The organism is Salmonella sp. SSDFZ69 (assembly GCF_004010755.1).
GTDB lineage: Bacteria > Pseudomonadota > Gammaproteobacteria > Enterobacterales > Enterobacteriaceae > Salmonella > Salmonella enterica.
Genome location: NZ_CP034831.1, coordinates 2,161,960 through 2,188,596, shown reverse-complemented (window position 1 = coordinate 2,188,596; position 26,637 = coordinate 2,161,960). Strand labels below are relative to the sequence as shown.

Genomic DNA, 26,637 nt, shown 5'->3' with positions numbered 1-26,637 from the left:
CCGGCGCCGCCATTGTCATTATTGATTATCTTGCTTCATTTTGGCTTTCAACTGCGCCAGCTGCTCGCTGATTTCATCATCGGCTTTCAGGTTGGCAAACTGTTGGTCCAGCGATTGCTGCTTACCAAAACGATGGCTTTCCGCTTCCGCTTCCATTTGATCGATACGACGTTCAAAGGATTCAAACCGCGCCATGGCTTCATCCAGTTTACCGCTGTCAAGCTGACGACGGACATCGCGGGAAGAACTTGCCGCCTGATGGCGCAGCATCAGCGCCTGCTGGCGAGCGCGTGTTTCGCTGAGTTTGTTTTCCAGCTCGCCAATCTCTTTCTTCATGCGCGCCAGCGTGTCATCCACCAGCGTGACTTCCTGTTCAAGCGTAGCAATTAAATCGGTCAGCTTTTGTTTTTCAATCAATGCGGCGCGCGCCAGATCGTCTTTATCTTTGCGCAGAGCCAGTTCCGCTTTTTCCTGCCACTCGATCTGCTGAACCGTAGCCTGTTCAATACGACGGGATAACTGTTTCTTTTCCGCTAAAGCACGCGCGGAGTTCGAGCGAACCTCCACCAGCGTATCTTCCATCTCCTGAATCATCAGGCGCACCAGCTTCTGCGGATCTTCCGCTTTTTCCAACAACGCATTGATATTGGCGTTCACGATGTCGGCAAAACGAGAAAAAATACCCATAATTCAATCCTCACATAATGTTCTGATAACGGGCGATGCCCTGCTACATGATTAATACAATTTGCGTGCCAACTTTTCATATCACTGATAATAAAGAAATTATTTCGTTTTACCTCGCCAGCAAAAAAGGATAAAGTGGTGAAAAACACTAACAAGTGGCGATTTTCATCATGGCTGAATTTAAAGATAACCTGCTCGGCGAGGCAAACCGTTTTCTTGAAGTACTGGAACAAGTCTCCCGGCTCGCGCCGCTGGATAAGCCAGTGCTGATTATTGGCGAACGCGGGACGGGTAAAGAACTTATCGCCAATCGCCTGCACTATCTCTCTTCACGCTGGCAGGGGCCGCTTATCTCGCTTAACTGCGCGGCGCTTAACGAAAACCTGCTGGACTCCGAACTGTTTGGTCATGAAGCGGGCGCTTTTACCGGGGCGCAAAAACGCCATCCCGGTCGCTTTGAACGCGCCGATGGCGGCACGCTGTTTTTGGATGAACTGGCGACAGCGCCGATGCTGGTACAGGAAAAGCTGCTGCGGGTGATTGAATATGGCGAGCTAGAGCGCGTCGGCGGCAGCCAGCCGTTACAGGTTAATGTGCGATTAGTATGCGCCACTAATGCCGATTTACCCGCCATGGTGAAGGAAGGGACATTTCGTGCCGATCTGCTCGACAGGCTGGCTTTTGATGTTGTACAACTGCCGCCGCTGCGCGAACGCCAGAGCGATATCATGCTGATGGCCGAGCATTTTGCTATTCAGATGTGTCGTGAGCTACGTCTGCCCTTATTTCCCGGTTTTACCGATCGGGCAAAAGAAACGTTGTTGCGTTACGCCTGGCCGGGTAATGTCCGCGAGCTGAAAAACGTAGTCGAACGTTCAGTGTATCGCCACGGCAGCAGTGAACATCCTTTGGATGAAATTGTTATCGATCCTTTTCAACGCCATCCCGCTGAACCGCCCGCGCCCGCCCTGCCAGCGGCATCCGTCACGCCTGACCTGCCGCTCAAATTACGTGAGTTTCAACTGCAACAGGAAAAAGCGCTGCTGCAACGTAGCTTACAGCAGGCGAAATTTAACCAGAAACGAGCCGCCGATTTGCTGGCGCTCACCTACCACCAGTTTCGCGCCTTGCTTAAAAAGCATCAGCTTTAGCTATTTCTCCGGCTAATTGACGACATTTACGCCAGTTATCCACCGACATTTTTACGTGGCGGGCCGAAGTGCGATACACTTTGCAAATTGAACTTCAAAAACTTAACTATTATGCGCCTGGTTTTATCGTCTCTGATCGTGATAGCGGGTCTACTGAGTAGTCAGGCTACGGCTGCGGCTGCGCCCGAACAAACTGCGAGTGCAGATATTCGCGATAGCGGCTTTGTGTATTGTGTCAGCGGGCAGGTCAACACCTTTAATCCGCAAAAAGCGAGCAGCGGCCTCATCGTCGATACCCTGGCCGCCCAGTTATATGACCGTCTGTTGGATGTCGATCCCTATACTTATCGTTTAGTCCCAGAGCTGGCAGAAAGCTGGGAAGTGCTGGATAACGGGGCAACGTACCGTTTTCACCTGCGCCGCGACGTTTCCTTTCAAAAAACCGCCTGGTTTACGCCGACCCGAAAACTCAATGCTGATGATGTCGTCTTTACCTTTCAGCGGATTTTCGATCGTCGGCATCCGTGGCATAACATCAACGGCAGTAGCTTCCCCTACTTTGATAGCCTACAGTTCGCCGACAATGTAAAAAGCGTGCGTAAGCTGGACAATAACACCGTTGAGTTTCGCCTGACGCAGCCAGACGCCTCCTTTTTATGGCATCTGGCTACACACTACGCTTCCGTCATGTCCGCTGAGTACGCCGCGCAGCTTAGCCGAAAAGATCGTCAGGAACTGCTAGACCGCCAACCGGTCGGCACCGGGCCTTTCCAGCTTTCGGAGTACCGTGCCGGGCAGTTTATTCGTCTCCAGCGCCACGATGGGTTTTGGCGCGGCAAACCGCTGATGCCGCAAGTGGTGGTGGATTTAGGCTCCGGCGGTACCGGGCGTTTATCGAAATTACTGACCGGTGAATGCGATGTTCTGGCCTGGCCCGCCGCCAGCCAGCTAACTATTTTACGCGACGATCCGCGTTTGCGCCTGACGTTGCGCCCGGGGATGAATATCGCCTATCTGGCCTTTAACACCGATAAGCCGCCGTTGAATAATCCCGCAGTGCGCCATGCGCTGGCCTTATCGATCAACAACCAGCGTCTGATGCAGTCGATTTATTACGGCACGGCGGAAACCGCAGCCTCCATTTTACCGAGAGCCTCATGGGCTTACGATAACGATGCCAAAATTACGGAGTACAATCCGCAAAAATCGCGCGAACAGCTAAAAGCGCTGGGCATTGAGAATCTTACGCTGCATCTCTGGGTGCCGACCAGTTCTCAGGCCTGGAACCCAAGTCCGCTAAAAACGGCGGAGCTTATTCAGGCGGATATGGCGCAGGTTGGCGTAAAAGTGGTCATTGTGCCGGTTGAAGGTCGTTTTCAGGAGGCGCGCCTGATGGATATGAATCACGATCTGACCTTATCCGGCTGGGCCACGGACAGCAACGATCCGGATAGCTTTTTCAGACCGCTGTTAAGCTGTGCGGCCATCAATTCGCAAACCAATTTCGCCCACTGGTGTAACCCTGAATTTGACAGCGTGCTGCGTAAGGCACTGTCGTCGCAGCAGTTGGCTTCGCGCATAGAAGCGTATGAGGAAGCGCAGAATATCCTGGAGAAAGAGCTGCCGATACTGCCGCTGGCATCATCACTACGCCTGCAGGCATACCGCTACGATATTAAAGGGCTGGTGTTAAGCCCGTTCGGCAATGCGTCTTTTGCCGGCGTCTCCCGCGAAAAACACGAAGAGGTGAAAAAACCATGATTATCTTCACCCTGCGTCGGTTATTGCTGTTGCTGGTGACGCTCTTCTTCCTGACCTTTATCGGCTTTAGCCTGAGCTATTTTACGCCGCACGCGCCGCTACAAGGCGCATCATTATGGAATGCCTGGGTTTTCTGGTTCAACGGTCTGCTGCACTGGGACTTTGGCGTGTCCAGCATTAACGGCCAGCTGATCTCCGAACAGCTTAAAGAGGTGTTTCCCGCCACGATGGAGCTGTGCATTCTCGCCTTTGGTTTTGCGCTGATGGTCGGCATCCCGGTCGGGATGCTGGCTGGCGTGACGCGTAGCAAATGGCCGGATCGTTTTATCAGCGCGCTGGCGCTATTAGGTTTCTCAATTCCGGTTTTCTGGCTGGCGCTTCTGCTCACACTGTTCTTTTCGCTCACGCTAGGGTGGCTGCCGGTATCCGGGCGATTTGACCTGCTTTATGAAGTTAAACCGGTTACCGGTTTCGCCATCATTGACGCCTGGATTTCAGATTCGCCGTGGCGTGATGAAATGGTGATGAGCGCCATACGGCATATGGTTTTACCGGTGCTCACGCTTTCCGTCGCGCCGACCACAGAAGTGATCCGCCTGATGCGAATCAGCACTATTGAGGTCTACGATCAGAACTACGTTAAAGCGGCGGCCACGCGCGGCTTGTCGCGCTTTACGATTTTACGCCGTCACGTGTTGCATAATGCGCTGCCGCCGGTCATTCCCCGTCTTGGTCTGCAGTTTTCAACCATGTTAACGCTGGCGATGATTACCGAAATGGTTTTCAGCTGGCCAGGGCTGGGACGATGGTTAATTCACGCCATTCGTCAGCAGGACTATGCCGCTATTTCCGCTGGCGTGATGGTCATTGGGTCGCTGGTTATTGTGGTCAATGTGATTTCCGATATTTTGGGTGCTATGGCTAACCCTCTGAAACATAAGGAATGGTATGCCTTACGATAAGAAACAATAAAAAAGATCATTAAATCAAAAAGTTATGCTTTTATTTTTGTGATAAGTTCGTTTTTTAGTACGCAAATATATACATATTGTTTTCTATTTTCTCCGGCAGTCCATGCTTCGATGATGATTGCCGGAGATTTATCTTCTCTATCAGCGCCTCCGGGTTTCACTGCGTATCGCTACCTGCTGTCGCGGTACTCCTGCCCCAATCAAACGCCCGACCTGCGCCTATTGTTTCAATGTTAGTTTCGGTCGTCGGCCACCATTACATCCCCCTCGCCCTTGTCGCTTCCAGTCCAGCGCGGGTTCTTTCCACAATCAATTCACGTTCCATTTCAGCGAGTGTGCCCATGACATGAAAGAAGAATCGCCCCATTGGCGTTAACGTGTCTATGCTGTCGGTCAGGCTGCGGAAATTAACGCCGCGTTCGCGCAATTCTTCTACCAGAACGACCAGATGACGCATACTGCGACCCAGGCGATCACGCTTCCATACAACCAGTATGTCCCCTTATGATAACGTCCTGACTAAAAGGAGCAGGCTTCACGAGCTGGATTTATCCAACTCCCGTTAGCCTGAATACAAAAAAGGCCACGTAAATGCGCAGCCTTTATGGTGAGAGTTCTAATCTTAAGAGGCACTCCATCAAACAAACCACCCACAATTGTCAGAAGCTTGAAGGAGGGCTTTGGGGTGACAGTATCTGCGGCATTGTTGCCACGAATAACGTTCCCGCAAATGCTCCAAATACAATCCCGAAATCCGCTCCAGTAAACAGTCTGAATACAGTCGCCCCACAGAGCGCTACAGCCATACAGGAACCTGATAAAGGTTCAGACATAATCATCTCACCAACAAGATTAAGCCTGTTCTTTAGAGCGTTTAATACCCAGCAACATTTAATTTGTCACCGTAGGCCCCATACAATAACTTGATGAGCTACAAGTAGTTATCGCAATTAATTCCCTGGAAGAGAATGCACTTTCGAAATCGGGGTCGCGCCAAACATTCTCTTTATAATATATCCTTACATCCCCCCCTGTTGTATAATAATACTTTGCTATATTTAGCATGTTATCAAACCCCTGTTTATGATTCCCGTACACATCCACTTTACACACGGCATTGACACTAATAGCCTCACTCCCGCGCTTCAGTCCGATACAAAAAAACTGAGTTTCCTTACCCCCTGACGTATACACACCATAAGACAGGTTGTTAATCTGAACATTACTCACATACGTATCATAATCAGCCATAACTGCATAACAAACACTGGATAATGACGCAAGAGCAAGAGTCAGAACCTTTAATTTCTTTTTCATAATCCACTCCAACAATATTTACCATACTTGTATTTCTATCGTAAACAAGCTCAACTGCTTCATGGATATTTTCAATTGGGATAGAATTTACAGATACATACTCACTTTGTAACCGCATCATCACTCGCTCAAAATGACCAAACTGGATACCACATAACTCAATATAAGCAACAGACGGCGGAAGGCTGTAGAAACTATTGTCTGCACGGATTCTGTATCTGTACAACCTGCCGCTAAATGTTGCTCTGGAGTAATATAATCGTGCTATATTATAAGACTCATTAATATCTGAGATAGTCGCAATATAGTACTGTCTCGACTACCGGATGCACAGGAGTCATCTCTTATATGTTGCTGAAGATTCCTGTTATTACCGTGAGAAGCAAAACCATCCCGAAAAATCAAATCTGAAGGTCTCGAGTCAACACGATATACAAAACCAACGGTACTTGCATAATCAGAAAAACACTAAAAATAATATTACTTTTTTATCATACTCTCTCCCACAGAAACTATCAGGCAAACCACCTAATGTGTTAAACCGAGTGCTAACCATAGCTCAGTCATACTTTACGTCTCGCTGGATAAAATTAGAAAAACAAACCTCCCCGGTTTACGGGCACGAAAATCCCCGTAATCGCACAATGCCTATCCTTAAACTGCGGCACTATAACGGCTTCCCCTACAGGGAGCCGTTTTGTTATGCCACTTCTCAATGACCTGCTCGATTTCAGCGACCATCCCCTTATGCCACCGCCTTCAGCGCAGATGTTTGCGGAACATCTTCCTGCAGAGTGTATACAACACTGCCTGACGCTCTCTAAGCATGCAACCGTTCGCCTGGCGTTCGGCTTTATCCGCCTGGTGTTTATCCCTGATACGCCTGGCACGCAGTTCCAGCGCGTAGATAGCGCCATGTTCAGGACAGCACCAGACAACGTTGCTGTAAGCAGGAGAAAACCATTCCCGCCAAACTTTGCATTTACGGCGCGGTAATTTAGCCATGCTCACCTCAGACCCGGTTACGGATATAGCATCTAATAACGTTAGATTATGCATGCGTAATAATTCATAGCATATCTATATTAATGTAAATAAAATACAGTCAACAGATTTCTCCAATTTTATTATATATAAACAGAGGCTTACGTTGAGTAATAACAAGATCATACAATCCCGCACCAGTAAAATTAATGTAAAAATAGGCGTAATAATGTATTAATATTGACTGGACAGCAGGTAAGTGATAACAAATAAATATTAAAAAGTAAATATCACATAATAACCATTATCACTACATGAGAGGTGAATATGATGAAACCTATTTCTGCCGCGATCCTCAATATTAGAGGGGCAGCCCCCGGCACTGCCACTATCGGAAATGGCGCAACTAACCTAGCCAAAGATATTATTAGGGTAGCTAATATTGCTTATAATATTTCACAGGTTGAGCAAAAAAGTGGTTTCTTGTTAGTTACGGGAGAGAAAGGCTTCAACAAATCGGCTTGCCTGCATATGCTGGGACAACAAATATCCAGAGTTTTTTCTGGGAAGCACTTATATCCTGGTGTTTTTATAAGTAAAGACGCAGCGTCCGAATTTGAAAAAACAATCAGCACTCATTATAAAACTCTTTCGGGTCACATTGATCTGCAACAATACACTAATGATGTAAATTGCGGAGCAGCTGTAGGTATTGTTGCACGGCAGCAAGAAAACCTCATACTAGATGAGGTCACATTAAGTGCGTTTAAAAAAGTCTATATTACCGGTCATGGTGCAGCAGGCACTAATGTTCTAGCCAGTGGCGACTCTGTTTTTTCTGCAAAACAACTGGTTGATATTCTGGTTGCTAATAAAGTTTTAGAGGTTATAAAGGATATAAGGATTAGTAGTTGTTATTCCGCAGATAAAAGAGAGCCTAATAGTTTTAAAAAGGAGGACATAGATAAAGCGAATAGAAATGCTGGTTTCTTTGAACGAATGGTGTTTGGAGAACGTGATACTTTTATAGAGAGGGTTGCTAATGAGATCTGGAGTCGAGGCTACACAGATGTCAAAGTTTCTGGTTATCATGGTGCTGGTGTATTTTATGCTGGTGAAATCCCATTTACACATCTTAGAAGCACGACGATCCCGCCAACTATCACTGTAAAAAGAAAGTCCGTAAGAGTAACGCTGGAAAGTCCTATAGATTAAATCATAAACTCAGCTCTATTACTTTTGGGTAGATAAAGGGGTTATCATCAAAATTATATTTTTGTTAAGGTTTTTACGATATTGTAAACTGACAGTTACTGTATAAATAATCGGTAACTGTCAGCTCACTTCTGAGCTAATAAATATAATTCCCCCTGCTGACCCGCTGCAGCGGTTTAAGACGCAACACCTCATGCCGGAGTATTCCGATCTGTCTTATTGTGAACCTCCCAGAGACTAATACCGCAACATCCTGATCGCGCCATACTCCAAACTGGCGCCAGCCGCCACTGTCGGTCTTAATGACCCTGGCCCAAATTCCGTACAGTGCTAAAACTTCTCCCAGTAGTCGTATGTTCTTTTACGGTTAACGCTTCTGTTTTTTTCTTCTTCTCCAGTACCATCTGGCGACGAGGATCGAGTCCCTCAGTTAACCATGATCTAAAGTACTGACGGCGTTCCCTGGCATGAGATAGTGATATGGTTGGATAATCGCCAATCGTCAGTTGAGCAGCGTTCCCGTTCCATCTGTATCGGTAAAAGAATGTTATACTGCCGGATGTAGAGAGCCTGACATTGAGACCATGAGCGTCTGAGATGACCTTGATTTGGTCTCTTTTTTTGCCAGGAGCCTTTCTTAATTTTGTATCGGCAAGCAATGTGTACACTCCATGAGAGGATATACACATCTGTGTACACATTTTGCATAAATTGATAACCTCAAAGTGCACAAAATTAAAACACCAACGCTCGATAACGAATTGATAATGTTTGAAAATTTCAAAAGACATAAAGCATGGTAAACAAAAATAAAACGAGTAAATATGCCTTACGATAGCGTCTACAGCGAAAAGCGCCCGCCAGGCACCCTGCGCACTGCCTGGCGTAAATTTTATAGCGACGCGCCTGCGATGGTGGGCCTGTATGGATGCGCCGGTCTGGCGTTGCTGTGTATTTTTGGCGGCTGGATCGCGCCCTATGGCATCGATCAGCAATTTCTGGGCTATCAGCTACTGCCGCCCTCCTGGTCACGCTATGGCGAAGTCTCCTTTTTTCTGGGGACTGACGATCTGGGGCGCGATGTGCTGAGCCGCCTGTTAAGCGGCGCGGCGCCCACGGTCGGCGGCGCGTTTATCGTAACGCTGGCGGCTACGCTATGTGGATTAGTCCTCGGCGTAGTGGCAGGCGCGACGCACGGTTTACGCTCTGCCGTGCTGAACCATATTCTGGACACGCTGCTTTCCATCCCTTCGCTCTTGCTGGCGATTATCGTCGTGGCATTTGCCGGCCCACATCTGTCACACGCGATGTTTGCCGTCTGGCTGGCCCTGTTGCCGCGAATGGTACGTTCCGTCTATAGCATGGTGCATGATGAACTGGAAAAAGAGTACGTCATTGCTGCCCGTCTGGATGGCGCGACAACGCTGAATATTCTGTGGTTCGCCATTTTACCGAATATTACCGCCGGTCTGGTCACCGAAATTACCCGGGCGCTGTCGATGGCGATTCTGGACATCGCCGCGCTGGGATTTTTAGATCTCGGCGCGCAGCTTCCCTCTCCCGAATGGGGGGCCATGCTGGGAGATGCGCTGGAGCTAATCTATGTCGCGCCGTGGACCGTTATGCTACCCGGCGCGGCGATAACGCTCAGTGTTTTACTGGTAAACCTGCTCGGAGATGGGATTCGTCGTGCGATTATTGCGGGGGTGGAATAATGCCGTTACTGGATATCCGCAATCTCACCATTGAATTTAAAACCAGCGAAGGTTGGGTAAAAGCGGTCGATCGCGTCAGTATGACATTAAGCGAAGGCGAAATTCGCGGCCTGGTAGGTGAATCCGGTTCCGGAAAAAGCTTGATTGCTAAAGCTATTTGCGGCGTCGCGAAAGACAACTGGCGAGTCACTGCCGACCGTATGCGTTTTGATGATATCGATCTGCTGCGCCTCTCCTCTCGTGAACGGCGTAAGCTGGTCGGGCATAATGTGTCGATGATCTTCCAGGAGCCGCAGTCGTGCCTTGATCCTTCCGAACGCGTCGGCCGCCAGCTAATGCAAAATATTCCCGCCTGGACCTATAAAGGTCGCTGGTGGCAGCGTTTAGGCTGGCGTAAACGACGTGCTATTGAATTACTGCACCGGGTGGGAATTAAAGATCATAAAGACGCGATGCGCAGTTTTCCCTATGAACTGACCGATGGCGAGTGTCAGAAAGTCATGATCGCTATCGCGCTGGCGAATCAACCGCGACTCCTGATCGCTGATGAACCCACCAACTCAATGGAACCGACGACGCAGGCGCAAATTTTTCGCCTGTTGACCCGACTGAATCAAAACAGTAATACCACCATTCTGTTGATTAGCCACGACCTGCAAATGCTGAGTCAGTGGGCTGACAAAATCAACGTTTTATACTGCGGCCAGACGGTAGAAACCGCGCCAAGTAAAGATCTGGTGACGACGCCACATCATCCTTATACGCAGGCGCTTATCCGCGCGATTCCGGATTTTGGCAGCGCGATGCCGCATAAAAGCCGTCTCAATACGCTGCCGGGCGCGATCCCGCTACTGGAGCAGTTACCGATAGGTTGTCGTCTGGGGCCGCGCTGCCCTTACGCGCAACGAGAATGCATTATCACGCCACGCTTAACCGGCGCGAAAAATCATCTCTATGCCTGTCATTTTCCGCTGAATATGGAGAGAGAGTGATATGGTGGAAACTCTGCTTGAAGTGCGCAACCTGAGTAAAACCTTTCGCTACCGGACAGGATGGTTTCGCCGCCAGACCGTCGACGCCGTGAAACCATTAAGCTTTACGCTTCGTGAGCGTCAGACTCTGGCCATTATCGGCGAAAACGGTTCCGGCAAATCCACGCTGGCAAAGATGCTGGCCGGCATGATTGAACCCACCAGCGGCGAGCTTCTTATTGACGATCATCCCCTGCATTACGGCGACTATTCGTTTCGAAGCCAACGTATTCGAATGATTTTTCAGGACCCCTCAACGTCACTGAATCCACGTCAACGTATTTCGCAGATCCTTGACTTCCCCCTGCGCCTTAATACCGATCTGGAGCCGGAACAGCGGCGCAAACAGATTGTCGAGACGATGCGTATGGTGGGGCTATTGCCCGATCACGTGAGCTACTACCCGCATATGCTGGCGCCGGGGCAGAAACAGCGTCTGGGCCTGGCCCGCGCGCTGATTTTACGCCCTAAAGTCATTATCGCGGACGAAGCGCTGGCTTCGCTTGATATGTCCATGCGCTCGCAGCTCATCAATCTGATGCTTGAATTGCAGGAAAAACAAGGCATCTCCTATATCTATGTCACGCAGCATATCGGCATGATGAAACATATTAGCGATCAGGTATTAGTGATGCATCAGGGGGAAGTGGTTGAACGCGGCAGCACCGCCGATGTGCTCGCCTCTCCGCTACATGAGCTTACCCGCCGTTTAATCGCAGGCCATTTTGGCGAGGCGCTGACCGCTGACGCATGGCGAAAGGATCGCTAAGCGAAACAAATACCCTCAGTTCGATTCTCTGAGGGTGTTCATGCGACTGCCCAACAGCAATGTTTCAACCTCTTCTAACGCAACGGAAGGAAATAACGTGCCCTGGGTTGCCCAAATGCCTGCCGTTTTTAACGCCGACAAATGGCGTGCGTTTTCCTGGCCACCCACCACAATCTTGTCACAATAATGCCGAATATGTTTGACGAGCAGCGGAAACGTCATTTTTTCAATTTGTGAGACAAAAAAGCTGCGGTCAAGTTTTACGCCGCTAAAACACCCGCAAACTAATGGCGCAGCGGTTGCGTTCCCTACGCCCAGGTCGCCCAGCCATAATGGATTAGGTTGCTTATGAAGCGCGTGTATTAAAGGATCGACTAAGGCGTTATCTTGACATGAAAAATGTTCAGCGACCTGCAGCTCCACAAATAGCATGGCGTGTAGTAATGCGCGAATATCTTTGTCCTGAAGGACAAACTGCGCCATACCCCGATCGATATTTATGATACAGAACAGGCCGTGGCGTAGAAACCAGCCATGTTTGGCCGCGATTGTCCGCAACAGATCAAGCAGAAAACGGCGCTTCTGCGAATTGTCCCATGACGAGATAACAAACTCAGGGTGTAGCGGACGAGCGGGCGACGATGCAAAATGAGTAGTGATTTCGACACCCAGTAAATCCCCCTCCATTGCCCTTATCGGCTCTGCCATAAAAAAATAGCGCATGTGACCACTCCACTTGATCTTAACTCCCTGATAATGCGCTTTTAACGCAAATCAATCAATAAAAACGATCAATATATAAAAAATGATCGAAAAAAACAATATATGTTAACTTCATGATAACTTGCTAATTTTATGTTTTGAGAATGTTCTTCTATTGCTATAAGGAAATTTACATACTACGCCGAACAACGCTAATACGACGGCATGAGACCATCCGTAAAGCCAAGTTTTTCTTGTCAGGCAGAGGGGAAAAATCAAGGCGAGTTAATGTTGTTGCACCATTGCGAGGCATTTCACCCACTATGGCAGCGCGGCATCGCCAACCCTAATGGCGAGTTGCATCTCCGCTGCAGGCTGTCCAGATCCCCCGAACGACCTTTAAACGAATAGCAACTCTCAATAATTGATCGGTAAATCTGTAGCGAATGAGCCCCGGCGATTCGCAGAAAAGAACGGAACTAAATGCTATTTTTTTAATTCATTCTTTAATACCTTAGCCACAAGAGTCCCTTCCTCAGGCGCGGCTAGTTTAAAACGTCTTCCTGGCGCAGGTGTCTGTTCTTCCTCTCCGATTAACGCATCAAGATCCGCAATAAGTGACTTATAATATTCAACATCTTCAGTATTTCCTTCGGTCTCGGCCCGCTTTAATTTTATCATGTGATGGGCCTTAATTTGCTCTTCCAGTTGCCTTGTTGCAAGAGAAACGCTTCGCTGTTGCCGGGATTCTTGTGACAGCACCATTTGATCGCCATCCACAAAGAAAAGAACCCCTCCTTTAACCAGAATATTACCTAAGATATTTATATCATGCATAAAAACCCCCCGGGATTTAAGAAGCTCCTCCGCCATTCGATAGTTATCTTCATCTTCAACATCTAACTCCTGACCTTGAATATATTTTGAAACTAAAACCGTAACGTCTTTACCATTAATATTCATGGAGGCCGAACGAGAAAAATTCTTGTCGTCATTGGCCATATTCAAATACTTACTGACACGATCAGGATGACAATTACGATGCTCCGGAGAGTTAACATCCACTTTTATTCCCCGCTCATTAATTGGAATCTTAACAACAAACTCATCATTTAACAGATAGACTGTCCCATAACTTCCGCTACCTATTTTATTTTTTTCAATATCACGCATGCGAATATTTTTCTGAAACTCCGGCGAGTTAATAAACGCCTCTATTGCCGCTGGTTGTGATGCATCCGTCTGATCAATAGCGCCGCTCTCATCACCAGACGCCGTGGCGGGCGTGGTCAGGAAGTCTATCAAACGTTGCTCAAAAGCCTCATAGATTCCATTACTACCTGCTTCGCTCGGCGTCAGGTGATCATTATCCAAAGCGGCAAGCGTAATTTCCCCGGAATTATAATTAAACATCGTTTCTTTTAAAAAATCGACGCAATGTTCAGAACACTCCGTCTCGGTCACTAATACTCCATCGTAAAACATCTGTAGTAGTAACATATTTTCTTGATGTGCTAATACCTCTACAGTGTATTTATCTATTGTTTCAGGTCTGGAGGCATCAATAAGTTTAATATATCCAAGAAGGGGGCGCCATCGTGTACAGTCTTCATCTCGCCTCGAAAATGGTCGTAGCGAGAAAGGCTTCGTAATATCGGGACGCTCGTTTTTTTGGCACAGTAGATTATATATCTCTTTATAATCAGAAATTAAACTTCGCCTGGTAAATATATTCCTGAAAAAATCTATGAATTTCTCATACGTTGAAAAAACATGCTCTTTTTTATTATCGATGATATCTCTTAAATACTTTTCTGATATCTGACAACTATGATTTCCGATCTGAAATGTAAACGGCATATGTCTCATCCTCTGAAAATTTATTATAATACACATGCAAACATATAAAAACCTGATTTGTAACTACTGTAATCACCTGATTTCCAAAATTTTTCATATTCAGTATTACTCTGCATCAATAAATAGAGAAAACCTTCAGCACCTAAAAAAGAAATTATTTTTGTTAAGCATTTGCTGGTTAAAATTACATATCCATAACATCGCTAATAGGTGAGGTAAACCATTCGGATGAATATTCAGGCTTCCTACAGAACCTTTATTTGTCTGGTGGAAGGCGCATCGCTATCGTACTTGCTATCCGTCCCGGTGTCTCTGGTTGGATGAGGCGAACCTTACACCAGCTGGTATACTGCACCGTAGGGCCTGTCCCATTAGACTCTTTGATTTGCCAGTTTGGCCCTGGGGAGTGCTCAAAATCCTCAGGGACTTCGTTACCGTGTGGTTTTAGAACGTCACCTGCCGGAGATAGCGGCGGAAAAATAGCGTGACACACGGGGCCAGGAGTGGGATATAATTTCAGACTAATTTCGAATAATGTTGAAAAGTTGCTGTTAACCATTGTTCGTAAAAGCAAAAAATAAGCAATGACTATAAGGATTAAAGCTATGGGTTTTCTTTCCGGTAAGCGCATTCTGGTCACTGGCGTGGCCAGTAAACTGTCCATCGCCTACGGTATCGCACAGGCGATGCACCGCGAAGGAGCTGAACTGGCGTTCACCTACCAGAACGACAAACTGAAAGGCCGCGTAGAAGAATTTGCTGCCCAGCTGGGTTCCAGCATCGTTTTACCGTGTGATGTCGCTGAAGATGCCAGCATTGACGCTATGTTTGCAGAGCTGGGTAACGTTTGGCCGAAATTTGACGGTTTCGTACACTCGATTGGTTTCGCGCCTGGCGATCAGCTGGACGGCGATTATGTTAATGCGGTTACCCGCGAAGGCTTTAAAATCGCTCACGATATTAGCTCTTACAGCTTTGTTGCCATGGCGAAAGCCTGCCGCACCATGCTGAATCCGGGTTCTGCGCTGTTGACCTTGTCTTATCTGGGAGCGGAGCGCGCCATCCCGAACTACAATGTCATGGGTCTGGCGAAAGCCTCTCTGGAAGCCAACGTGCGTTATATGGCAAATGCAATGGGGCCGGAAGGCGTTCGCGTCAACGCCATCTCTGCGGGTCCAATCCGCACGCTGGCGGCGTCCGGTATTAAAGATTTCCGTAAAATGCTGGCGCATTGTGAAGCCGTTACGCCAATTCGTCGCACCGTGACCATTGAAGATGTGGGTAACTCGGCGGCGTTTCTGTGTTCCGATCTCTCGGCAGGCATTTCTGGCGAAGTCGTCCATGTTGACGGCGGGTTCAGCATTGCGGCAATGAATGAACTGGAACTGAAGTAAGCGCATTAAGTTTATTAGCGGGCGGCACGGCTGTGCTGCCCCATTCCCCTCACTCACCACTCATCTCGTTATATAGCGTTCTGATATTTGTTATCACCTAACAATCTTTCATCCCTTTCCCGCATACGCCAGGATAATCCAGCATAAACGATCCGACGCCGAATCATTATCGATCGCCATTTCATCCTCGGGAAACCCTATGGAACAATGCCGAAAAGCGGGTAAAAGCCACTGGTATCATGAAACACAATCCACTATGTCGTCACAAACCCCGCTTTCGCTGATGCCGGAAGCCGCGTATGTTAACGATCGTTTTTTACTGGATTTAACGGTAGCAGAAACCGCGTTGACGCCTTTTGAGTCATGGTTAAAGCCCGCTCGCCAGTTGGCGGATGTCTTATTTCCCCGCACGGTTCTCAACGACCGGCTTCATACGTTTAGCGCCTATGAACGTATGAGCACCGCGCTGACCGCCGCTCAGGTATTTGGGGTTCAGCGTTTGTGCCGCTATTATGCCGCGCGTCTGGCGCCGCTACCTGGCCCTGACGCCTCAAGAGAGAGCAATCAACGGCTGGCGCAAATTACGCAATACGCTCGTCAGCTTGCCGGCTCCCCCTCCGTTATCAATACGCGGGCCCGCGAACAGCTTGCAGAGGTGGGATTAACCGCCCGGGATACCGTACTCATCAATCAGATCATTGGGTTTATCGGTTTTCAGGCGCGGGTAGCGGCGATATTTCAGGCGTTTTGCCGTCTGCCCGTGCGCGAACTGCCCGGCCAGGAGATGCAGCGCTTTGCCAGGGCCGCGCGGTTTCAAAACCCCCAGACGATATGGCGGCCCGCCGCCAGTCTGGTAGAATATCCTCCAGCCCATACCAAAGTTCGGCGGCAATATTCGTTTTCACAATGCCAAATGATGGCGCCGGTACTCATCCGCGATCCGTCTTCATTCGCGTTACTCGAACGCATACTGACCAGCACATTACACACCTCGTCGCCCCCTTCTTTACTTCCACTTATCACGCTCCTCACATCACGTATCAACGGCAGCGCCGCCTGCTTTAACGAACAGGCAACCCAACCTGGCGCGTGGCGCCGCGCTGTTATCACGTTACGCCAGGAAGACGACGATATCGCTCGTTGGGAGCTTGAGCCTGCGCTGACACAGGCGATACAATGGCTCACCAGAGCGCCCGATCGCTTTAGCGCCGCGCATTTTTTCCCGCTACTCACCAGGGGAGTTTCATCGGAGCAGGCCATTAATATGTTAGGCTGGTGCGGCGTGTGCGGATGGTTAAATCGTTTAAAAATCGCGTTGGGCGAAACCTATTAACTCATCCATTACTGAAAGAGCGCTTGCTGCGCCAGGCAGAATCGCGTAAAACTGTCAGCCGCTCTTTTGGCTACGAAAATAGACGAATATGTTTCAGGACAACCCGCTGCTAGCGCAGCTTAAACAGCAACTGCATTCCCAGACGCCGCGCGCTGAAGGGGTCGTAAAAGCCACGGAAAAAGGCTTTGGCTTCCTTGAGGTTGACGCGCAAAAAAGCTATTTCATTCCTCCGCCGCAGATGAAAAAAGTGATGCATGGCGATCGTATCGTCGCGGTCATCCACACGGAAAAAGAACGGGAGTCTGCCGAGCCGGAAGAACTGATCGAACCGTTCCTGACGCGCTTTGTGGGAAAAGTTCAGGGTAAAAATGACCGCCTGTCCATCGTGCCGGATCATCCGTTGCTGAAAGACGCGATTCCCTGCCGCGCCGCGCGCGGCGTTCAGCATGAGTTCAAAGAAGGTGACTGGGCGGTTGCCGAAATGCGCCGCCATCCGCTTAAAGGCGACCGTTCGTTTTACGCCGATTTAACGCAGTACATCACCTTTGCCGACGATCACTTTGTTCCCTGGTGGGTTACGCTTGCCCGCCACAACCTGGAAAAAGAAGCGCCGAACGGCGTAGCGACGGAGATGCTTGACGAAGGGCTGGAGCGTCAGGATCTGACCGCGCTGAATTTCGTCACTATCGATAGCGCCAGCACTGAAGATATGGATGACGCGCTATATGCTGAGGAATTAGCGGACGGCAGACTCCAGCTTACGGTGGCTATCGCCGATCCTACCGCCTGGATTGCCGAAGGCAGTAAGCTGGATAACGCCGCGAAAATTCGCGCCTTCACCAACTACCTGCCGGGCTTCAATATTCCTATGCTGCCACGTGAGCTGTCTGACGATCTGTGCTCACTGCGCGCCAACGAAGTGCGTCCGGCGCTCGCCTGTCGCATGATAATCGCCGCGGACGGCACCATTGACGATGATATCGCCTTTTTTGCGGCCACGATCGAATCGAAGGCCAAGCTGGCGTACGACAATGTCTCCGACTGGCTGGAAAATAACGGCACCTGGCAGCCGGATAACGAAGGCATTGCCCAGCAGATTCGTCTGTTGCACCGTATTTGTCTAAGCCGCAGTGAGTGGCGTCATCATCATGCGTTAGTCTTTAAAGACCGCCCGGATTACCGCTTTGTGCTTGGCGAAAAAGGCGAAGTACTGGATATTGTGGCGGAACCGCGCCGTATCGCTAACCGTATCGTAGAAGAGTCGATGATCGCCGCTAACCTTTGCGCCGCGCGCGTACTGCGCGATAAGCTCGGTTTCGGTATTTACAACGTACATACGGGCTTCGATCCCGCGAATGCCGACGCGCTGGCCGCGCTGCTGAAAACGCATGGTCTGCATGTCGATGCCGAAGAGGTGCTGACGCTGGAAGGCTTCTGTAAACTGCGTCGCGAACTGGATGCGCAGCCCTCCGGTTTCCTTGACAGCCGCATTCGTCGCTTCCAGTCTTTTGCGGAAATCAGCACCGAGCCGGGGCCGCATTTCGGTCTTGGCCTTGAGGCTTATGCCACCTGGACCTCTCCCATCCGTAAGTATGGCGATATGATTAACCATCGCCTGCTGAAAGCGGTCATCAAGGGGGAAGCTATTGCGCGTCCGCAGGAAGATATCACCCAGCAAATGGCGGAACGCCGTCGCCTGAACCGCATGGCGGAGCGCGATGTCGGCGACTGGTTATATGCACGCTTCCTTAACGATAAGGCGGGGACAAATACCCGTTTCGCGGCAGAAATTATTGACGTCAGCCGCGGTGGTATGCGTGTGCGACTGGTCGATAACGGCGCTATCGCCTTTATCCCAGCTCCGTTCCTGCACGCCGTTCGCGATGAACTGGTATGCAGCCAGGAAAACGGTACGGTACAGATTAAAGGTGAGACGGTTTATAAAGTGACGGATGTCATTGATGTCACTATTGCGGAAGTTCGCATGGAAACCCGCAGCATTATTGCCCGACCGGCAGCGTAACCACGCTTAGCTCGCTCAACGGCCTTTGCTGAGAAGGCAAAGGCCGTTTCTTTTCTTCTTCTCCCTTCCGTCATGCTCTAAGTTTAATCTTATTCAAGCGCCCCATTTCTTGTTATTTTTAGCTGGCGACTATGCTTTTTCCAGAATCTGGATTACATATGAATACATAGATAAAACAATACGTTCAGCCATAATTACCCTTATTTATAACATGGCTAACCTTTCTTTTCGGGCACCTGGCGCTTAAATGGGATGGTACGCATGATGAAACAGATTCAGGAACAAACGGCGCTAAATCCCCTTCACTCTCACTGGCGTCTGGCTGATGACCGCAACGTGCTGTATCTCTCCCCGACAGGTGAAACGGATGCAGAAAAAACGGTTGAGCTATCGCCGGAACAAGCCGGGCGTATCCGGGAAATAACGGCGATTACGTCCAGTCTGCTGATAACGTTGTTGATAGAAAAACAGGTTACCGCTGTGCACCTGGTAGGCCGTAAGATTAATAACCGTGAATGGGCTGGCAGCCTGGCAACCTGGCCTGATACGCCTGCCGTCGCGCCAACGCAGGCGCAGGAGCTCTCTTTTGCCGAGCAAATCGTATCAGAAGCCAACTCAGTCATTGCGATACTGGATAGTCGGGGAAAAATCTGTCGATTTAATCGGTTATGCGAAGAGTACACAGGCTTAAAAGAGCGAGATGTAATTGGTCAAAGCGTCTTTAAATTATTTATGAGCCGCCGGGAGGCGGTTGCCTCCCGACACTACATTGAGAATTTTTTTCGCAATGGCAATGCCTATGAAATCGAACGCTGGATAAAGACCCGTAAAGGCCAACGCCTGTTCTTATTTCGTAATAAATTCGTCCATAACGGTAGCGGAAAAAACGAAATTTTCCTGATCTGCGCAGGCACGGATATCACCGAAGAAAGGCGGGCTCAGGAGCGTTTACGCATACTGGCGAATACAGACACCGTCACCGGCCTGCCCAATCGCAATGCTATCCATGAATTTATTAATCATGCTATTGCCTCGGCTGGCGAGTCGCAGGTGGGTATCGTTTATCTCGATCTGGATAACTTCAAGAAAATTAATGACGCCTATGGGCATATGTTTGGCGATCAGCTCTTACAGGCCGTTTCGCTGGCGCTGTTGAGTTGTCTGGAGGAAGATCAATTGCTGGCCAGACTGGGGGGAGATGAATTCATTATCCTCGCTGCCCATACGTCTCAGGCCGCGCTGGAAGCAGTAGCATCACGAATCCTTACCCGTCTGCGGCAACCGTTTCGTATTGGACTTATTGAAGTTTACACGGGATGCGCCATTGGCATTTCGTTGGCCCCCCGGCACGGACAGGACAGCGAAAGTCTCATTCGCACTGCCGATACCGCAATGTATAACGCCAAAGAAGGCGGCCGCGGTCAGTTCTGCGTTTTTTCACCGGAAATGAATCAGCGCGTATTTGACTATCACTGGCTGGATACAAACCTGCGAAAAGCGCTGGAAAACGACCAGTTACTTATTCACTATCAGCCCAAAATTACCTGGCGCGGCGAAGTACGTAGCCTGGAAGCGCTGGTACGCTGGCAATCGCCGGAACGCGGATTAATTCCGCCGCTGGAGTTCATCTCATACGCCGAAGAGTCAGGACTCATCGTCCCGCTGGGCCGCTGGGTGATTCTGGATGTGGTTCGCCAGATTGCGAAATGGCGCGATAAGGGGATTAACTTGCGCGTAGCCGTTAACTTTTCGGCGCGACAACTGGCCGACCAGACGCTTTTTACTGCGCTTAAACAGGCTTTGTACGATCTGAATTTTGAGTATTGCCCGATCGATGTCGAGCTAACGGAAAGTTGCCTGATCGAAAACGACACGCTGGCGCTATCGGTTATCCAGCAATTTAGTCAGCTCGGCGCCCAGATTCATCTGGATGATTTTGGCACCGGGTATTCTTCGCTTTCTCAACTCGCCCGGTTCCCTATTGATGCCGTTAAACTGGATCAGGCTTTCGTCAGAGATATCCATAAGCAACCGCTGTCGCAATCTCTGGTTCGGGCGATTGTCGCGGTGGCTCAGGCGCTAAATTTACAAGTGATTGCCGAAGGCGTAGAAAATGCTAAAGAAGATGCCTTCCTGACAAAAAACGGCGTCAATGAACGACAGGGCTTTTTATTCGCCAAACCTATGCCCGCCGTTTCTTTTGAACGCTGGTACAAACGTTATCAGACGAAAAAAATGCGTTAATGGCGGCGATAATAGGGAGAACAGCCTGTGCAGACAGGCATAGCCCTATTTTTCCCTTCTCTTTTCAGATTAATTTCTGCATCATGAATTGAAACCTTTTCTGACATTAAGGATGACAAACATGTCTGATATCGAAGCACAACGAATTGCCGCACGCATTGATACCGTGCTGGATATCCTTGTTGCTGGCGATTACCACTCGGCCATCAATAACCTTGAAATATTGAGAGCAGAGCTGTTAGATCAGGTTAAAGACGGTATCTCGCCATCCCAGGCTCCCGGGTCGCCCTGGGAAATCTGATAGCGATTATTTGTCCGGGATGGCCGTTAGCCCTTCCCGGCTCTCTGACTGTCTGTTGACTCCTCTTAACGTATAAAATTAATACTATGAACTCCCGACAACAATCAATTTTGCAAATGGTGGTTGATAAAGGCCAGATGAGCGTTGCTGAACTGGCGAAAATTACCGGCGTATCTGAAGTCACGATTCGTCAGGATCTGAATACCCTGGAAAAGCAGAGCTATTTACGCCGTGCGCACGGTTTCGCCGTTTCGCTTGAGAGCGATGACGTAGAGACTCGCATGATGACGAACTACACGCTAAAACGCCGACTGGCGGAGTTCGCCGCCTCGCTGGTCAGTCCAGGAGAGTCCGTTTTTATTGAAAATGGCAGCAGCAATGCGCTATTGGCCCGGACGCTGGCGGAACAAAAAGATGTCACGATCATCACCGTGAGCAGTTATATCGCGCACCTGCTCAAAGAGACCCCTTGCGAAGTCATTCTCCTCGGTGGAATCTATCAGAAAAAAAGTGAAAGCATGGTAGGGCCGTTGACGCGACAGTTTATCCATCAAGTGCATTTCAGCAAAGCATTTATCGGTATTGATGGCTGGCAGGCTGATACCGGCTTTACCGGACGCGATATGATGCGCTCGGATGTGGTTAACGCTGTTCTGGAAAAAGGCTCAGAAGCGATTGTCCTCACCGACAGCTCCAAATTTGGCTGTGTGCATCCCTATCCCCTGGGCCCGCTCTCTCGCTTCCATCGTGTCATTACGGATTCCAGAATTTCCGCCAGCGATCAAATGCAGTTAGAACATGCGGGGCTGCTAGTCAATGTTATTGGCTCATCCGTTTAAAATATTTCCCGATGGTTTGCCCTATGGCAAATCATCCTCTCTCTAAGACTTTTCTGACATCCCAATTAAGACTATTTACCTGTTGTAACGAGCGTAACGTCGTAAAATTAATATTAGCGAAATAACAGGAAGTGACTATCACCTGCGTGATATACCCCTGCGCAATCAGGTTTTACGGAAAATCTCTTAACAGGTTTTATTTTAACTATAGTTATAGTGAGCTTAATTCCGTGAATCGTTAATTCAGGAGAGAGTATTATGTTTATGACGAGCAAAAAAATGGCCGCTGCTGTGCTGGCAATCACCGTAGCAATGTCTCTGAGCGCCTGCTCAAACTGGTCCAAGCGCGATCGCAACACGGCTATTGGCGCAGGTGCGGGGGCGTTAGGCGGCGCAGTGTTAACGGACGGCAGTACATTAGGCACCCTGGGCGGCGCGGCGGTCGGCGGCGTGATTGGTCACCAGGTTGGAAAATAATTCAGACGTTTAAATATTGAACGGCTCAAAATAATACGTTTATTCTTTTCAGGTCTGGATTACAAAAATAGACAAAGTTGACTTTTACGCCACGGTAATTTACAACCGTGGCGTTTTCATTAGCCGCCAGCTAATTTTACTTTCATTCCTTTAGCTTCCAGCAATGATTTTATCAAGTCGCGTTTATCACCCTGAATTTCAATAATCCCTTCTTTTACTGCCCCGCCACAGCCGCATTTTTTCTTCAGTTCAGCCGCCAGTTTGGTTAATTCAGCATCATTCATCTCAATACCGGTAATCAAACATACGCCTTTACCCTTACGGCCACTGGTTTGACGCTGAATGCGAACGATACCATCCCCTTTGGGACGAACCGGCGCCGTTTTAGGTTCTTCAATGCGCCCCGTCTGTGTTGAATAAACCAGACGACTATTGGAATCGCTCATCATGCCTCCCGTTTTAGTGACGCGTTAATATCCTTCAGCGTTTGCGCCGGATCTACCGATTGCGTAACCGGGCGGCCAATCACCATATAGTCGACGCCGGCGGATAATGCCTGTTCGGGCGTCATAATGCGTCGCTGGTCGCCTGCCTCGCTGCCTGCTGGCCGAATGCCCGGCGTCACCAGCTTAAATGCAGCGCCAAAGGCCTGTTTAAATCTGACCGCTTCCTGAGCGGAACAGACCACGCCATCCAGCCCGCATTGCTGCGTCAGGCGCGCCAGCCGCTCCGCATGTTCCGCCGGTGACAACGTCACGCCCAGATCGCGCAGATCGCTGGTTTCCATACTGGTCAACACGGTCACGGCAATGAGCAACGGCGCATCTTTACCGAATGGCGCCAGCGCGTCGCGCGCTGCGGCCATCATTCTCGCCCCGCCAGACGCGTGAACGTTTACCATCCAGACGCCCAGGTCTGCCGCTGCAGCGACTGCCCGAGCCGTGGTGTTGGGAATATCATGAAATTTTAGATCAAGAAAGACATCAAACCCACGTTGCTGGAGATCCCGAACGAGCTGTGGACCAAACAGCGTGAACATCTCTTTGCCCACTTTTAAGCGACAATCGCGAGGATCGATTTTATCGACAAACGCCAGGGCTTTATCGCGTTCATGGTAATCCAACGCCACAACGACAGGCGATTCAGTAATAGCGCAGGAAGAAGATGAAGCAGTAAACGTCATGACCAGACCTTCTTGATGATGGGCACCGGAAGTGGCGCAAATTGGATAAACGGCGTGCATTCTACCTGCGGCGCAGGGAAATTAACAGGTTCGATTGACAACCTGATAAGCCCTGGCCGTTGATGCCAGCGTCGTTTCTTGTCTTATATCATTAAGTATGTTGTAACTAAAGTGAGGCTTTTTTTATATACTACTGCCCATCAAGTCCGCGAATAGGTTTAATGGTCGACCATGCCCGGCAGGACGGACAGTGCCAGTACAAGGTATAGGCGGTAAAACCGCATTTCTGACAACGATACCGCGGTTTACTGCGCACCTGCTCGCCAACCATATCACGCAGTACCATCAGGCTTTCTTTCGCTCGCCCTTCTTCCGCCTCATTGAGATGGTAATCCATCAGCTTATGGAACACCCGCATGGTAGGATGTCGCTGTAGCTGACGCGTGATATAGACTTGAGCTGCGTCACTACCTTCACGCGCTTCCAGAATATCGGCAAGCATTAACTCAGCGCCAGCACCGGTATTCTCCTCAACGGCGCGACGTAAAAACTCCGCCCACTCGGCATTTTTACCGAGCTGTTGATAACAGGTTTGCAGCATCTCCAGCGTTTCGCTGACCAGCTCTTTATCCTGAACGATCACACGTTGCAGGCTTTCGACCGCTTTGGCGTAATCCCCTCTCGCCATATAAACGCGCCCCATCATGATAGACACCCGGGCGCTATTTTTATCTGCGGCGGCACCTTTTTTCAGCAACGCCATCGCGCGATCCATGTCGTCGTTGCCCATCTGCTGTAACGCTAACTCACAGTAAAAATGGGCGATTTCGATACGCTGTTTATCTTTGCCCAGTTTCACCAGCCGTTCTGCTACTTCGATCGCCTTTTGCCAGTCGCTGGTTAGCTGATAGATTTGCAAGAGCTGCTGTAACGCGCCTACGCGAAATTCCGTTTCGTCGGTAAGTTGGTTAAACATATCTTCCGCGCGGTCATATAAACCGGCGGCCATATAGTCGCGCCCCAGTTGCTGAACAGCCAGTAAACGCTGTTCATAGGTCAATGAAGCGCTTTCCATGAGCGTTTGATGAATACGGATGGCGCGATCGACTTCGCCGCGTGAGCGAAACAGATTACCGAGAGTGAGATGAGCCTCAACGGTGCCGGTATCCTCTTTAAGCATATCGAGGAACAGATCCACCGCTTTATCTTGTTGGTTACTCAGCAGGAAGTTAACCCCTGCGACATAATCGCGCGACAGGCGGTTAGCTTCATCCTGTTTTGTTTGTTGCGCACTTCTGCGACCCATATACCACCCATAGGCAGCGGCTACAGGCAACAGCAGAAATAACAACTCCAACATAAATGATTATTCCTTTACAACCGACGAATCGGCAGGGACCGCAACGTCGGTTGCTGGCGAAAGCTTGTTTTCCAGTCGTTTAATTTTACGTTCAGCACGGGCAAGGGAAACGCGGACCCGCAGCCAGAACAGGCCGCAAATCAGCCAGCCAATCGCAAAACCGACGGCGAACAGCACAGCAAGCAACGTGGAGATACGATACTCCCCTTGCGCCAGCAGGTAGTTAAACGTCACCTGTTGATCATTCTGCGCGCCCAGCGTCACCGAAATAACAAAAATCGCCAATACCAGTAAGAAAATGAGTAAATATTTCACATTACTTCCCGTTATGTGGTTTGCGCGAATAAATCGTGTCCAACTTACCGCATCCAGCCTTCTAAATTACCATTTTCCCGCCTCGCGCGAAATGGAAATGCGCCCGCCATCAGATGATTTAAGGGCAATAGTCAGAAAATCAACCGTTGTCAGCTTTCCTGCTCGCGTTCAGCAATTTCTTGCGCTTCTTCACGAGGCGGCATAAGCGGCCCGCAAATTCGCTGCGCCAGCCAGGTCGCCAGGGTAACTAATAGCCAGGAGATGAGCGTGGCGACCACTAAATCTCGCGGCCAGTGCATTCCCAGAAGCAAACGGCTGCCCATTACGCCGGTCGCCCAGACTAACAAAAACGCGATGGTGAAAGTCCGTCTGCGCGGCCATAACAGACCCACGGCCAAAAGCGCCCAGCTCGCTGCAAACATGGTGTGTCCGGAGGGAAACGCAAAGCCCGTCTCTTTTTGCCAGTGCTGACGCAGGAAAACGGGGATGTTCTGTTGCCCGGCCAACTGCTCTTTCACTAAATGTCCGCGTTCTGTACGCTTTAAAGTGTAGAACTCATCGACGGGAATATGGTGCGTTTTTTCAAGCCAGACCACAAATGGCCGCGGCTCCTGTACGCGCTCCTTTACCCATGACTTCACGCCCTGCCCGACGATAATCGCCCCGCCGAGAATCGCAAACAGCATAATGGCGGCGCGCAGGCGAAATCGCAGGCACCATAAGAACCATCCACAAAGAATCACATGCGTGATAACGCCCCAGGGTTTGGTCACGGTTTCCGTTATCCAGAATAGCGTTTTTAGCCACCAGACCTGATGTCCTGGCTGCCACTGCCAGCCTGATACCCATACGGCAAGCGGCATGATAAGCAACAGGGCGGCGCCTGCCGCGGTGCGCTTCGCAATTGAAAGCATGGATGCTCCTTTTATAAGTAAGTATCACAATCATAACTGAAAATTCTCGCCGGACTGGAAAATTGACAAATTTGTGCCATTCCTGAGCAAT

General features: G+C 49.6%; 24 protein-coding genes and 7 pseudogenes. 17 read left to right on the top strand and 14 right to left on the bottom strand.

Features of this window, described 5'->3' with window-relative positions:
• Positions 1-18: 18 nt before the first annotated feature.
• Positions 19-687, bottom strand: coding sequence for a phage shock protein PspA (gene pspA / locus EOS98_RS10865; protein WP_126524044.1), 669 nt, complete (start codon positions 685-687; stop codon positions 19-21).
• Between the two features lie 170 nt (positions 688-857).
• Between pspA and pspF the strand changes: the two genes are divergently transcribed.
• The 3 genes from pspF (at position 858) to sapB (ending at position 4,561) form a co-directional block, all read left to right on the top strand.
• Entirely contained in the window at positions 858-1,838 is a 981-nt protein-coding gene (gene pspF, locus EOS98_RS10860; RefSeq protein ID WP_126524043.1) for a phage shock protein operon transcriptional activator, read from the top strand.
• Positions 1,839-1,949: 111 nt separating this feature from the next.
• Positions 1,950-3,599, top strand: coding sequence for a peptide ABC transporter substrate-binding protein SapA (gene sapA, locus EOS98_RS10855; RefSeq protein WP_001241622.1), 1,650 nt, complete (start codon positions 1,950-1,952; stop codon positions 3,597-3,599).
• Positions 3,596-4,561 (top strand): peptide ABC transporter permease SapB, encoded by a 966-nt coding sequence (gene sapB, locus EOS98_RS10850; RefSeq protein WP_000583298.1) that lies wholly within the window; start codon positions 3,596-3,598, stop codon positions 4,559-4,561. The genes sapA and sapB overlap by 4 nt, the downstream gene beginning before the upstream one ends.
• A gap of 231 nt (positions 4,562-4,792) precedes the next feature.
• On the opposite strand, the pseudogene EOS98_RS10845 reads toward sapB, so the two are convergent.
• The 4 genes and pseudogenes from EOS98_RS10845 to EOS98_RS24860 all read right to left on the bottom strand — a co-directional run.
• Positions 4,793-5,072 (bottom strand): annotated as a pseudogene (locus tag EOS98_RS10845) (recombinase family protein); the annotation flags it as partial.
• 184 nt (positions 5,073-5,256) lie between these two features.
• A pseudogene (locus tag EOS98_RS10840) lies at positions 5,257-5,403 on the bottom strand (putative holin); the annotation flags it as partial.
• A 58-nt stretch (positions 5,404-5,461) separates the two neighbouring features.
• Complete coding sequence (locus EOS98_RS10835; RefSeq protein ID WP_126524041.1) at positions 5,462-5,887, bottom strand: subtilase family AB5 toxin binding subunit; 426 nt, start codon at positions 5,885-5,887, stop codon at positions 5,462-5,464.
• Between the two features lie 19 nt (positions 5,888-5,906).
• Positions 5,907-6,410 (bottom strand): annotated as a pseudogene (locus EOS98_RS24860) (pertussis toxin-like subunit ArtA); the annotation flags it as partial.
• Between the two features lie 179 nt (positions 6,411-6,589).
• Between EOS98_RS24860 and EOS98_RS24855 the strand changes: the two are divergent.
• Positions 6,590-6,727 (top strand): annotated as a pseudogene (locus EOS98_RS24855) (IS4 family transposase); the annotation flags it as partial.
• Here EOS98_RS24855 and EOS98_RS10820 read toward each other — a convergent pair.
• A pseudogene (locus EOS98_RS10820) lies at positions 6,728-6,892 on the bottom strand (recombination protein NinG); the annotation flags it as partial.
• 306 nt (positions 6,893-7,198) lie between these two features.
• Between EOS98_RS10820 and EOS98_RS10815 the strand changes: the two are divergent.
• A complete protein-coding gene (locus EOS98_RS10815) occupies positions 7,199-8,086 on the top strand; it encodes a hypothetical protein (protein WP_126524039.1) in 888 nt (295 codons plus the stop codon).
• Between the two features lie 333 nt (positions 8,087-8,419).
• On the opposite strand, the pseudogene EOS98_RS10810 reads toward EOS98_RS10815, so the two are convergent.
• Positions 8,420-8,775 (bottom strand): annotated as a pseudogene (locus EOS98_RS10810) (Arm DNA-binding domain-containing protein); the annotation flags it as partial.
• Positions 8,776-8,910: 135 nt separating this feature from the next.
• Between EOS98_RS10810 and sapC the strand changes: the two are divergent.
• The 3 genes from sapC to sapF are packed head-to-tail and all read left to right on the top strand — an operon-like array spanning position 8,911 to position 11,601.
• Complete coding sequence (gene sapC, locus EOS98_RS10805; RefSeq protein WP_001146150.1) at positions 8,911-9,801, top strand: peptide ABC transporter permease SapC; 891 nt, start codon at positions 8,911-8,913, stop codon at positions 9,799-9,801.
• Complete coding sequence (gene sapD, locus EOS98_RS10800) at positions 9,801-10,793, top strand: peptide ABC transporter ATP-binding protein SapD (RefSeq protein WP_001128869.1); 993 nt, start codon at positions 9,801-9,803, stop codon at positions 10,791-10,793. The genes sapC and sapD overlap by 1 nt, the downstream gene beginning before the upstream one ends.
• A 1-nt stretch (position 10,794) precedes the next feature.
• Positions 10,795-11,601, top strand: coding sequence for a peptide ABC transporter ATP-binding protein SapF (gene sapF, locus EOS98_RS10795; protein ID WP_000230462.1), 807 nt, complete (start codon positions 10,795-10,797; stop codon positions 11,599-11,601).
• Between the two features lie 15 nt (positions 11,602-11,616).
• On the opposite strand, the gene EOS98_RS10790 is transcribed toward sapF, so the two are convergent.
• Complete coding sequence (locus EOS98_RS10790) at positions 11,617-12,324, bottom strand: EAL domain-containing protein (RefSeq protein ID WP_023252670.1); 708 nt, start codon at positions 12,322-12,324, stop codon at positions 11,617-11,619.
• Positions 12,325-12,789: 465 nt separating this feature from the next.
• Entirely contained in the window at positions 12,790-14,163 is a 1,374-nt protein-coding gene (gene steC, locus EOS98_RS10785; protein WP_127821166.1) for an SPI-2 type III secretion system effector kinase SteC, read from the bottom strand.
• 34 nt (positions 14,164-14,197) lie between these two features.
• On the opposite strand from steC, the gene EOS98_RS10780 reads away from it, so the two are divergent.
• The 9 genes and pseudogenes from EOS98_RS10780 (at position 14,198) to osmB (ending at position 22,774) form a co-directional block, all read left to right on the top strand.
• Entirely contained in the window at positions 14,198-14,377 is a 180-nt protein-coding gene (locus EOS98_RS10780; protein ID WP_031617826.1) for a hypothetical protein, read from the top strand.
• Entirely contained in the window at positions 14,352-14,651 is a 300-nt protein-coding gene (locus EOS98_RS10775) for a hypothetical protein (protein WP_031607852.1), read from the top strand. Before EOS98_RS10780 ends, EOS98_RS10775 begins: the two co-directional genes overlap by 26 nt.
• A gap of 117 nt (positions 14,652-14,768) precedes the next feature.
• Positions 14,769-15,557, top strand: a complete 789-nt coding sequence (gene fabI, locus EOS98_RS10770; RefSeq protein ID WP_000506501.1) for an enoyl-ACP reductase FabI — start codon at positions 14,769-14,771, stop codon at positions 15,555-15,557.
• 199 nt (positions 15,558-15,756) lie between these two features.
• Positions 15,757-16,734, top strand: a pseudogene (locus EOS98_RS10765) (CMD domain-containing protein); the annotation flags it as partial.
• A 244-nt stretch (positions 16,735-16,978) separates the two neighbouring features.
• Positions 16,979-18,913, top strand: coding sequence for an exoribonuclease II (locus tag EOS98_RS10760; RefSeq protein WP_000485041.1), 1,935 nt, complete (start codon positions 16,979-16,981; stop codon positions 18,911-18,913).
• A gap of 261 nt (positions 18,914-19,174) precedes the next feature.
• On the top strand, positions 19,175-21,157 hold the full coding sequence (gene pdeR / locus EOS98_RS10755; RefSeq protein ID WP_076606712.1) for a cyclic di-GMP phosphodiesterase: 1,983 nt from the start codon (positions 19,175-19,177) through the stop codon (positions 21,155-21,157).
• Positions 21,158-21,278: 121 nt separating this feature from the next.
• A complete protein-coding gene (locus EOS98_RS10750) occupies positions 21,279-21,458 on the top strand; it encodes a hypothetical protein (protein WP_001279854.1) in 180 nt (59 codons plus the stop codon).
• 86 nt (positions 21,459-21,544) lie between these two features.
• Positions 21,545-22,297: a DNA-binding transcriptional regulator YciT gene (locus EOS98_RS10745; protein WP_001088594.1), complete on the top strand. Its 753-nt coding sequence runs from the start codon at positions 21,545-21,547 to the stop codon at positions 22,295-22,297.
• A gap of 258 nt (positions 22,298-22,555) precedes the next feature.
• Positions 22,556-22,774: an osmotically-inducible lipoprotein OsmB gene (gene osmB / locus EOS98_RS10740; RefSeq protein ID WP_000481166.1), complete on the top strand. Its 219-nt coding sequence runs from the start codon at positions 22,556-22,558 to the stop codon at positions 22,772-22,774.
• Positions 22,775-22,893: 119 nt separating this feature from the next.
• On the opposite strand, the gene yciH is transcribed toward osmB, so the two are convergent.
• From yciH to pgpB, 5 genes are all read right to left on the bottom strand, one after another.
• The gene (gene yciH / locus EOS98_RS10735) at positions 22,894-23,220 is read right to left on the bottom strand and encodes a stress response translation initiation inhibitor YciH (RefSeq protein WP_001285199.1); all 327 of its coding nucleotides are present in this window, start codon (positions 23,218-23,220) and stop codon (positions 22,894-22,896) included.
• Positions 23,220-23,957 carry an orotidine-5'-phosphate decarboxylase gene (gene pyrF / locus EOS98_RS10730; RefSeq protein ID WP_001537903.1) on the bottom strand — a complete coding sequence of 246 codons (738 nt, stop codon included), beginning with the start codon at positions 23,955-23,957 and terminating at the stop codon, positions 23,220-23,222. The genes yciH and pyrF overlap by 1 nt, the downstream gene beginning before the upstream one ends.
• A 190-nt stretch (positions 23,958-24,147) precedes the next feature.
• Positions 24,148-25,317 carry a lipopolysaccharide assembly protein LapB gene (gene lapB / locus EOS98_RS10725; RefSeq protein WP_000891378.1) on the bottom strand — a complete coding sequence of 390 codons (1,170 nt, stop codon included), beginning with the start codon at positions 25,315-25,317 and terminating at the stop codon, positions 24,148-24,150.
• A 6-nt stretch (positions 25,318-25,323) separates the two neighbouring features.
• Positions 25,324-25,632, bottom strand: coding sequence for a LapA family protein (locus tag EOS98_RS10720; RefSeq protein ID WP_000876301.1), 309 nt, complete (start codon positions 25,630-25,632; stop codon positions 25,324-25,326).
• Positions 25,633-25,781: 149 nt separating this feature from the next.
• Positions 25,782-26,546: a phosphatidylglycerophosphatase B gene (pgpB, locus tag EOS98_RS10715; protein ID WP_000948636.1), complete on the bottom strand. Its 765-nt coding sequence runs from the start codon at positions 26,544-26,546 to the stop codon at positions 25,782-25,784.
• Between the last annotated feature and the right edge of the window lie 91 nt (positions 26,547-26,637).